This is a genomic window from Bordetella muralis, assembly GCF_965139205.1.
GTDB classification, from domain to species: Bacteria; Pseudomonadota; Gammaproteobacteria; order Burkholderiales; family Burkholderiaceae_B; genus Bordetella_A; species Bordetella_A muralis.
In genome coordinates this window covers 143,491-153,095 of sequence record NZ_CBCSIU010000013.1, presented here as the reverse complement: position 1 = coordinate 153,095, position 9,605 = coordinate 143,491, and the positions used below count along the sequence as shown (strand labels likewise).

At 61.2% G+C, this 9,605-nt stretch carries 9 protein-coding genes; 1 reads left to right on the top strand and 8 read right to left on the bottom strand.

Features of this window, described 5'->3' with window-relative positions:
- Positions 1-125: 125 nt before the first annotated feature.
- From ACNA0I_RS18440 to mpl, 8 genes are all read right to left on the bottom strand, one after another.
- On the bottom strand, positions 126-965 hold the full coding sequence (locus ACNA0I_RS18440; RefSeq protein WP_415807466.1) for a symmetrical bis(5'-nucleosyl)-tetraphosphatase: 840 nt from the start codon (positions 963-965) through the stop codon (positions 126-128).
- Entirely contained in the window at positions 962-2,140 is a 1,179-nt protein-coding gene (lptG, locus tag ACNA0I_RS18435; RefSeq protein ID WP_415807465.1) for an LPS export ABC transporter permease LptG, read from the bottom strand. Before lptG ends, ACNA0I_RS18440 begins: the two co-directional genes overlap by 4 nt.
- A gap of 111 nt (positions 2,141-2,251) precedes the next feature.
- Positions 2,252-2,986 (bottom strand): monofunctional biosynthetic peptidoglycan transglycosylase, encoded by a 735-nt coding sequence (gene mtgA / locus ACNA0I_RS18430; RefSeq protein WP_415807464.1) that lies wholly within the window; start codon positions 2,984-2,986, stop codon positions 2,252-2,254.
- 6 nt (positions 2,987-2,992) lie between these two features.
- Complete coding sequence (gene aroE, locus ACNA0I_RS18425) at positions 2,993-3,853, bottom strand: shikimate dehydrogenase (protein WP_415807463.1); 861 nt, start codon at positions 3,851-3,853, stop codon at positions 2,993-2,995.
- A 97-nt stretch (positions 3,854-3,950) separates the two neighbouring features.
- The gene (locus tag ACNA0I_RS18420) at positions 3,951-4,850 is read right to left on the bottom strand and encodes an energy transducer TonB (protein WP_415807461.1); all 900 of its coding nucleotides are present in this window, start codon (positions 4,848-4,850) and stop codon (positions 3,951-3,953) included.
- 14 nt (positions 4,851-4,864) lie between these two features.
- Positions 4,865-6,754 (bottom strand): ribonuclease catalytic domain-containing protein, encoded by a 1,890-nt coding sequence (locus ACNA0I_RS18415; RefSeq protein WP_415807460.1) that lies wholly within the window; start codon positions 6,752-6,754, stop codon positions 4,865-4,867.
- Positions 6,755-6,894: 140 nt separating this feature from the next.
- A complete protein-coding gene (locus ACNA0I_RS18410; RefSeq protein ID WP_415807480.1) occupies positions 6,895-7,494 on the bottom strand; it encodes a YqiA/YcfP family alpha/beta fold hydrolase in 600 nt (199 codons plus the stop codon).
- A gap of 16 nt (positions 7,495-7,510) precedes the next feature.
- Complete coding sequence (gene mpl, locus ACNA0I_RS18405; RefSeq protein WP_415807459.1) at positions 7,511-8,893, bottom strand: UDP-N-acetylmuramate:L-alanyl-gamma-D-glutamyl-meso-diaminopimelate ligase; 1,383 nt, start codon at positions 8,891-8,893, stop codon at positions 7,511-7,513.
- 69 nt (positions 8,894-8,962) lie between these two features.
- On the opposite strand from mpl, the gene ACNA0I_RS18400 reads away from it, so the two are divergent.
- Positions 8,963-9,514 carry a TlpA family protein disulfide reductase gene (locus tag ACNA0I_RS18400; protein ID WP_415807458.1) on the top strand — a complete coding sequence of 184 codons (552 nt, stop codon included), beginning with the start codon at positions 8,963-8,965 and terminating at the stop codon, positions 9,512-9,514.
- The last annotated feature ends 91 nt before the right edge of the window (positions 9,515-9,605 follow it).

Sequence of the window (9,605 nt, the reverse complement as noted above, 5' to 3'; positions counted from 1 at the left end):
GGCGGCCGACCGACCACGCGAAGCCCCCACACCGTGATTGCCCCTGTTCGACGCCAGAAGAACTCATCCTCCCTCCAGCGGGGAGCGGACGCCTGGGTACACGTGCGAATGCAGTCGCCGCCGGGCTATTTCTCCACCAACGGATCCCGAAACTGCGAACACTTGATCTGCACGAGCTTCCGATCCTGCAGCCGCATTGCCGTCAGTTCCCCGCCCCAGACGCACCCCGTATCCAGGCAAATCACATCCGGCCTCACCAGCAACCCCAGCGTGGACCAATGCCCGAATACGATCGTTACATCCCGGGTCTGCCGTCCCTTGACGTCAAACCAGGGCACCAAGCCCGCGGGCCAGGCCCCCGGCGCCACTTTGGTATTGAACTCCATATGCCCACGCGGCGTGCACAGCCTCATGCGCGTCAATGCATTGATGATGACCCGCAGGCGTTTCCCCCCTGTATGGCCATCCTTCCAGTGCGTAGGCTCGTTGCCGTACATCTTCTGTAGCGCCTTTCGCCAATTCGGCCCGCGCAGCATGGTTTCCACTTCGCCGGCGAGCGCCAATGTCTTGGCCACATCCCATTTCGCCAAAACACCGGCATGCACCAGCAAATGGTCATGCTCAAAGTGCGCCAGCGGACGAAACCGCAGCCAGTCGATCAGTTCCTCTGCATCCGGCGCATCCAGAATCTCATCGATAGTGTCTGATTTGGAGGGTTTGCGAACCCCTGCTGCCGCCGCCAGCAAATGCAGATCATGATTACCCAGCACGGATATCGCGCGATCACCCATCGCGATGATGCGCCGCAGGCTGGCGAGCGACTGCGGTCCACGATTGATCAAGTCACCTGCGAACCAAAAATGCGCATCCGGCTCACTACTGATATCCGGATGGGATAGCAACTGCTCAAGCGGCGCGCAGCAACCCTGTACGTCGCCAATCATCCAAATGCTGCCGCCTGTCATACGGGATTTTTTCTCCAGGGCCAACGCGTTTGTATAAGACGTGTCGTCGCGTGCCGATATTCCATCAAGCTGAGTGCGCCCAGCGCCACGAGCACGGCCCCTACATTGGGACCCAAGGCGGTCAACCAGGGCGGCCAGCGGCTCAGCATGCCGACGTTCAGCGCCAGCTGATTCAGCATGAAAAAGCCTACGCCCAATAGAATCCCCACGAACACCTTGGCGCCCACGCCGCCTCGGCGCGTCTGCATAAAGCCGATCGGCGCCGCAATCGTGATCATGACAAACAGCGTGAAGGGATAGGCAACCTTGCGCCAGAGCGCGACGATCTGGCGGCTGGCATCGAGCTGGTTCTGGTTCAGATAGTCGATGTAGTCCAGCAGGGTGTTCAATGACATGCGCTCGGGCGTCAAGACACGAGCCAACAGGCGATCAGGACTGAGCGTCGTGTCCAGTTCGCGTTGCGCAACCTTGGTGACTTGAGCCGGCATCGTCGTCGGCTGCTTGGCATTGGCCAAGGCTTCGGCCGCCGCGTCATCCAGATGCGTTTCGACTACGTCGTGCAGCACCAGCTTGTCGTTGGTAAAGGAGCCTGTCGTGGCCTTGGACAGCGTTGTCAATTCCTGGCCAGGTTTGAATTCATATAGCGTCACCCCCTCGACATCGCCGTTGGCCAGCAGCGTGGCAATGTTGATGATCCGGGTGCCGCCATCGCGCGTCGGTTCCTTGAACCAATATCCGCTGTCCATGCGGGCGCCACTGGCCTTGCCGCGGAACATCAGGCTGGCTTCGCCGCTTTTGATTTCCGCGGCCGGGGTGACAAATTCGGAAAGCAGGGTGGCGCCGATGACCAGGGGCAGCGTGATGATCCACAGCATGCCCAGCAACCGCATGCCGCTGACTCCCGATACGCGCAGGATGACCAGTTCGTTACGCTGAGCGAGGCCCGCCAACGCCAGAATGGCACCGATCAGCAAGCCGATGGGCAGCAGGTCATAGAGTCGTGTGGGCAAGGCGAGCGCCTGCATGTACAACAAGGCCAGCATGCTGAATTTGTCACCGACGTTGTCCAGGTCGTCGACCAACGCGAAGAACGTGAAGAGCCCCAGCAGAGCCAACAGCACTACTGCACAAGAGCGAAAAATTTCGCGGGCCAAATAACGACGGGCGGTACGCATGAAATATAAGTCGAGCGTGGGGATACGCGTAAACGTGAAAGCTTACCAAAATCGCTCAGTCTGCCGGGGATGTTTTGCGTCGACGGAACGAGATAGGAGGTTTCCCTGGTGTTAAGGAATGTCAACCATTCGCATGCGGCGCGTCAATGTAGCCGTACGTGAATTGAGGTAACTGGTGTTGCGGTGCTTGTCGTAGTAACGCGGATTGGGCAGCATGGCTGCCAGACGGGCGGACTGCGAGGCACCGAGGCCGCCTGCACTTGTCTTGTAATAGTGGCGTGCAGCAGCCTCGGCCCCAAAGACGCCTTCACCCCACTCGGCTACATTCAGATACAGCTCCAGAATACGCTGTTTGGACATGACGTGCTCGATCATATAGGTCAGCACCAGTTCCTCTCCCTTGCGCACATAGCTGCGCGAGCTGGACAGAAACAGATTCTTGGCCAGTTGCTGCGTAATGGTCGAGCCGCCGCGCATTTTGCCGCCGCCCTTTTCCGCCTGGCGTTGGTTGTATTCCCATGCTTTGCGGATCGCATCCCACTCGACACCATCATGTTCTGTAAAGTTGGCATCCTCTGAGGCGATGACTGCGCGCTTTAACGACGTGCTGATCTTGTCATAGGGAACCCACTGATATTGCAGCTCGGCATGAGGATTGGTGTCGCGCAGCCGCGATAGTTCCTGACGCATGACCGCGCTGCTGCCGGGGTCCCGGTAGGCATACCAGACCACCAGGCAGAACATCCACAACTGATAAATGATCAGCAGGCACAACAGGGCCATCAGGCCGGCTCCGATCACCCGGCCCCAACGAATTCGGCGAACAGTCGAGTTGCGCGTCGCCATCCGGGGTCAGCCCTTGGCCAACAGTGCAGCGCGCAACGTGGCGAGCACCGGTGCAGGGTCGGGGCGCACCCCATGCCAGATCAAAAAGCTCTCCGCGGCCTGGCCGACCAGCATGCCCAAGCCATCGGCGGTGCGCGCGGCGCCATCGGCCGTCGCCTGTTGCATGAACGCGGTGGGCATGGCGGCGTACATCATGTCGTAGGCCAGCGCATTGGGGGCATAGAGACCTCGTGGCAGATCCGGCGCCGCACCTTGCAGGCTGCTGGCCGTGGCATTGATCACGACGTCCCAGCCGCCAGTAGTGCCGGCCTGGTCCAGGGCGCCCGCGGTGACGCGGGTGTGAGGCGTTGCGCCGGCAGGCCAGGACGCGACCAACTCGTGAGCACGCGCAGCGGTGCGGTTGACGATATGCAGTTGGGCACACCCCTGATCGGCCAAGGGTTGCAGCACGCCCCGCGCAGCGCCCCCGGCGCCAACCAGCAAGACGCGTGCTCCGGCCAGGGTTACCCCGAGCCGCAGAAGGTCGCCCACCAGCCCGACGCCATCGGTGTTGCAGCCCTGCCAGGCGTTATCCTGCAGCCATAGGGTGTTGACCGCACCTGCCAGGCGAGCGCGTTCACTCAAATGGGCACGGGCCAATTCAAAGGCTTCTGCTTTGAACGGTACGGTGACGTTCAGCCCCAAGCCGCCTTGTTCCCGAAAGGCTTGCACGGTCGCTGCGAATCCATCCACCGGCGCCAACAGAGGTTCGTATTGCAGCGGTTTGCCCGTCTGTGCCGAAAACAGCGCGTGAATATGGGGCGATTTGCTATGCGCCACGGGGTTGCCGATGACGGCGTAGCGAGGTAGTGAGCTGGACGGGGTCATCTGCGTTATCTGCGTCGTGGGCTTGGCTGGTTCGTCGGGCCGGATGCTGCGTCGGCTTATATAGATATGTAGTTCAAGAGGGTAGCTTACGCAAAAATCATGGGGCCCGGGTTTGCAACGTGTCGTTGACGAAATGCCAGGTCCGCGTAATGACCAGGATATCCGTCTCGCTGGCGATGTCGGCCGGTAACGGAGGGAAGGGCGACGCCAACTGCACGATACGTCGCGCCGCCTGATTCAGCACGGCATGTTGCGACGGCCGGTCGATGTCGACCGACGCGACGCTGCCGTCGGCGCGGATGGAAACGGTGATTTGCAGCGACCCATATAGCCGGCCGCGTGCCTGTTCCGGGTAATGGCGAGTGCCGATGGCCTCGACGCGCGAACGCCAACTGTCCAGATACGCGGCATAGTGTGAGGCCTGTGCCGACGGCGCGACGAAGGTTTTGCGCGGTTGGGCGTTATAGGACTGGATGCGTGAGGCCAGTGTGGCGATCTGGGCATTCTGCACGATTCCTGGCTGCTCATGCACGTCTTCGCCATCTACCGTGGCGTCAGGCCAGGGGTACACAGATTGGCGCTCGGTGCCGACCGTGACCTGGGACTGCAATTGGGTCAGCAGCCGCATTTGTTCGGCCTCGAGTTGGGTCTGGCGCTTGCGCATGGCCTGCAGCACGATAGTCTCGGCCGAATCACCGGTGCGAGGCAACGGCGTGGCAGCCACCCCACGGTCGGCGTTGCCGCCGCCGTCGACGTGATTCTGCGCAATGACCTGAGCCTGCGCCGGGGCCAGCTCGGTGCGGGCATTGACCAGCGTGATCTCCAGCGGCGCCTGCTTGGGGCGGCTGGCAGGGGGCGTGCTCAGACGCCACGCCAGCGCGCCGGCGTGCAGCAAGAGCGAGATCGCCAGGCCGATCCGCAGATAGTGCTGGGCGGGCGCGCCAAACCAGCGCAATAAACCGCCTCGCGTCGAATACAAATCAACAGAACGTCGCACGGGGGCATTTTAAATCAGGCAGGGTTTGCCGGACCCACATATCGGCAATCCAGCTCTAATCCCAACTCGTCGAAACCGAGAATGTCGAGCTCCACCGCTGCACCGCGTTCGAGCTCGGGCAGCCCCCCGACTCGCGTGACCAACGGCGCATTACTGAGGCGAACCAGATCGTCCCGCAATACATTCGCGACGACGCGGGTGATGCCTTGTTGTTGCAGCCAGCGCAGGCACCAATAGCGTTCCATGCTGTTCTGGAAATCGTTCCAGGCAGCATATTGCGCGTCAAAGGCGCCGATGATGGCAAACAGGTCGGCATCGCGCGGCTTGAAAGGCGCCACCAGACGCGCCGATACGCCGTGTTCCACGGCGGCAATCAGCTGCCATTGGTTGACCAGGTCGACATAGCGGCGCAACGGCGACGTGCTCCAGGCATACTGCGGTACCCCGATTGCCTCGTGCGGCAAGGCCTGGGTGCTCATGCGCACCCGGCCAGCTTGTTGCGACCGGTAGATACCGGGAACGCCGTGTTGGTTCAACATGCCGCCCCACACGTTGTTGGCGAGGATCATGTATTCGGCGACCAGGCGATCCAGCGGCGCGTTGCGTTGACGAGGCACCAGCCGTACCGGCGTGTCGGGATCGTCGGGATCCCCGTCCAGGTAAAAGCTGTACTCGACCCGCGAGTTGTTTTCAGGCTTGCCACGGACCGTATCGCGCTGCGCCGACAGCGCCATGGCCAATTGCCAGAGCGGGCGCATCCAGTGGCCATAGGGCAGCGGCGCGTCGGGATCATTCAACGCGGCCTCGGTGATCTGACCGTCCAACTCGTTGTGGCGCAGGTTGGCGCGCAACACGACGCGTTCTATCCGTGTTTCGGTTTCTGCGATTTCGCCAGTTGCCGGGTCTGCCGTCACATAGAGAGACAGGGCGGGGACTTCGCGTCCCGCGTCCAGCGAAAATGCCTGGATCACATTGTCCGGCTGCATGGGGATTTTCTCGCCCGGCATGTAAACCGTGGACAGGCGCGCCCGCGCCAGCTTGTCCAGGTCGCTATCACGCGTGACCGACAGGCCGGGGGCTGCGACGTGAATGCCCACGCGGATTTTCCCATCGGGCAGCGACGTCACCGATAGCGCGTCATCGATCTCTGTGGTGGTGATGTCGTCCACGGAATAAATTTCCGCATCCGCCAGCGGCAGGTCGCGCGTAAGCGCGGGAATGGGCGTGTCCGGAAAGCCCGTACCGCGCGGGAAATGGGTGGCCAGAAAACGGCGCTTGTGCAGGGCCAACGCATGCGGCCATGCACCCAATTCGAGCAACAGGCGGTCCGGGCTTTTCTGCAGCCTTGCGCACGCCGCGTCCAACGCTTTCCATGGCATGCTGTTCTTGTCGGGGCGAATCAGCAGCGTTTCCGCGACTTGGGCGATCTCTTCGGGCAGGCGGCCCGCGGCCATGTCATCGACCCATTGCTGCTGCTGTTCAGCCTGTTTCTGCTTCTTTTCCAAGGCAGCCAGCGCTGCTGCCAGGATATCCGGCGGGGCGGGGCGGTAGGTGCCTTTGCCACGGCGATGAAAATAGGCGGGCGCGCTATGCAAGCGCATCAGCAACGCGGCGCGCTCCACAGCGGTGGGTGTGTGACCGAAATAGTCGGCAGCCAGTGTTGATGAGTCGAATTCTTCTTGCGGAGCACATTCCCACAGGAACTGCAGATCCAGCGCTTCAGCATCCTGCGCGGCTTGCGCCATCAGCGCGCCCGGCGCCGGTTCGGCAAACGTGAACAGGACATTGGCGCGTTTGATCTTGCTTCGCTTGCCCGACTCTGACTCCACCTGCAGGCTGGCGTCGGTCTCCGACATGATATTGCCAGCCTTGAAGCCGCCGTCTTCTTCGTAAAACACGTACATAATTCGTCCATCGAGCGCGCGGCGTCATCCGCGCAGACCTATCTTGAAAGCACATCCCGGACCGGGCGTCGCACAGTCCGACCCTGCGAATAAGGAACTTGAATCAGCTCGACGTTCCTTGAGCGCAGGCGCTTGGTTGTCTAATTTGAGTCCAGTCCAGCGAACTCCAGCACCTCGGGTAGCCACTGTGCAAAATCCGACAGCCCGTGATCGCTGCCTGGGACGATGCGTTGGCGGCAACCCGCATAGCGATCACGCATTTCGCGCCAATCGAGCACCTCGTCCCCCGTGGCTGCTATCAGAAAATAGCGCTCCGGTTTGGTGATGGCGGGCACGTACGCGGCGGATAATTCGTCCACATATTCGGCCCGAAACTCGAATGGGGCGTCGGAATGATACAGGCGGTGGTGGCCGACCTGTGTGGCCAAATCGCGCGGCGCCTCGACCGCGGGATTGAGCAGCACGGCTTTGCAGTTCAGTTGTTCGGCGAGCCAGGTGGCATAGTAACCGCCCAGCGACGAACCAATGATCGTCAGGTCGCGCGGGGAGGCTGCCGTGGCCAATTGGCGCTGAGCCAGGGCCATCGCCAGATCCAAGGCGGCCTTGGGGCCGGCGGGCAATTGGGGGCATTGCCAGTCGCGTTCGCCCGCCCGGCCGCGATCGGTCAGCGTTTGCGCCATCAATCGGGCCTTGAACGAATCCGGCGAGGAACGAAAACCGTGCAGATACAGAATCATGATGAGTCCTGGCCGCGCGTCAGTGCGTGGTGCCGGCGCGTTGCGCCAGCGCATCGAGCAGTTTGCCGTGTACGCCTCCGAAACCGCCATTGCTCATGACGAGGACGTGGTCGCCGGGGCGTGCTGCCTGGGTGACTGCGGCCACCAGGGAGTCCAGATCATCATAGCTGCTGGCGCGCGCGCCCAGCGGGGCCAGGACCTCGTCGGGATTCCAGCCCAGCGCGTGCTTGCCGCTGCGCGCGCCAAAGCAGAATACTTGATCGGCCAATTGCAGCGATTCGGGTAAGCGCGCCGCCATGGCGCCGAGTTTCATCGTGTTCGAGCGAGGCTCCAGCACCGCCAGAATGCGCGCGTCTCCGACCTGGCGGCGCAGGCCTTCCAGGGTCGTCTCAATGGCTGTAGGGTGATGCGCGAAGTCGTCATAGACTTTGACGCCATTGACGGTCCCGCGCAGTTCCATACGGCGTTTGACGCCGCCGAATCGGCTGAGCGCGTCAATGCCGTCGGCCGGATCCACGCCGGCATGTTCGGCAGCTGCCAGCGCCGCCAAAGCATTCATCCGATTGTGTTCTCCGCCCAATGTCCAGCGCACGGTGCCCAAAGACTGTCCATCGCGCAGCACCTCAAAGGCGCCATCCGCATCGGCCGGGCCGGCTTGCCAAGCGCCATCGGCGCCAAAGCTCACCGTTTCTGACCAGCAGCCGCGAGCAATCACACGGTCCAGGGCTTCGGATTTCGTAGGCAGCACAATACGGCCCGAGCCCGGGATGGTGCGAACCAAATGATGAAATTGGGTTTCGATTGCCGCCAGATCGGGAAAAATGTCAGCGTGATCGTATTCCAGATTGTTCAGGATGGCTGTGCGGGGACGGTAGTGCACGAATTTCGAGCGTTTGTCGAAAAACGCCGTATCGTATTCGTCCGCTTCAATGACAAACGGCCGTACGGCCGGATCGTAGCGAGCCGAGACCTTCAGATCATTGGCGACGCCGCCAATCAGGAAATTGGGATGCCGCTCTGTCGCCTCGAGTATCCAGGCCAACATGGAGCTGGTGGTGGTTTTGCCGTGCGTGCCGGCGACTGCCAGTACATGGGCGCCAGGCAGAATGTTGTCCCCCAGCCATTGCGGCCCCGACACGTAGCGTGCACCGGCATCCAGAATGGCTTCCATGAGCGGATTGCCGCGCGTGACGACATTGCCGATGACATATAAGTCAGGCGACAGTGACATCTGGTCTGCGCCATATCCCTCTATCAGCTCGATGCCTTGCTCGGCCAACTGAGTGCTCATCGGTGGATAAACAGCGGTATCGCAGCCCGTGACGCGATGTCCGGCGGCTCGTGCGATGAGCGCCAGGCCACCCATGAAAGTGCCGCAAATACCAAGAATGTGCAGGTGCATAGATCATCTCCTCGGGCGCATTGTAGAGGGTGGCTGCCGGATGGCGTCACCTGAGGTTATGATCAGGCCATGAATCGTCGTCTCTTTCTTTATGCTGGAGCCGCGGTAGCGGCTGCCGCGGCGGGGGGCTATGCCTATCGCGCGCGTCAATCTTCCACCGCGTCTTCCGCACCGTCCGCCGCCTCGGGGGCGTCGACTGCTGACCCGGTTGCCGCGTTGCGCACCCTGTCCTTGCCTGATCTGGATGGCAAGCCGCATCGCATCGACCAGTGGCAAGGGCGTCCGGTGGTGGTGAATTTCTGGGCCACCTGGTGTGCACCATGTGTCAAAGAAATGCCTGAATTGCAATCTTTGCAAGAAAAATACCCCAAAATTCAATTCGTCGGGATCGGTGTCGATAAAGTTGCGAACATGCGGCAATTTCTGCAAAAAGTGCCGGTTTCGTATCCTCTGTTGGTGATGGAGGCAGGGGCTATTGATACCCTGCGAACGCTTGGTAATCCCGCAGGCGGTTTGCCGTTTACCATGGTTTTCAATGCAGATGGCAGCATTAACCGTAAAATACTGGGCCAAATCCAATTTGACGATCTCGACCGCACGCTGGGCAGTCTGGCCGTTTGATTTCGTACTTACCACAAGACGCCGTATAACGTTACTTTGCGACATCTGTTGGACAAATGGTGTGAATAGGCGTAAAAAGGCGGTTTATCGA

Bases quoted from the DNA above. Each gene is read 5' to 3' on its own strand.
- ACNA0I_RS18440 (WP_415807466.1), bottom strand. From the start codon at position 965: ATGACAGGCGGCAGCATTTGGATGATTGGCGACGTACAGGGTTGCTGC.
- aroE (WP_415807463.1), bottom strand. From the start codon at position 3,853: ATGACCCCGTCCAGCTCACTACCTCGCTACGCCGTCATCGGCAACCCC.
- ACNA0I_RS18400 (WP_415807458.1), top strand. From the start codon at position 8,963: ATGAATCGTCGTCTCTTTCTTTATGCTGGAGCCGCGGTAGCGGCTGCC.
- mtgA (WP_415807464.1), bottom strand. From the start codon at position 2,986: ATGGCGACGCGCAACTCGACTGTTCGCCGAATTCGTTGGGGCCGGGTG.
- ACNA0I_RS18415 (WP_415807460.1), bottom strand. From the start codon at position 6,754: ATGTACGTGTTTTACGAAGAAGACGGCGGCTTCAAGGCTGGCAATATC.
- mpl (WP_415807459.1), bottom strand. From the start codon at position 8,893: ATGCACCTGCACATTCTTGGTATTTGCGGCACTTTCATGGGTGGCCTG.
- lptG (WP_415807465.1), bottom strand. From the start codon at position 2,140: ATGCGTACCGCCCGTCGTTATTTGGCCCGCGAAATTTTTCGCTCTTGT.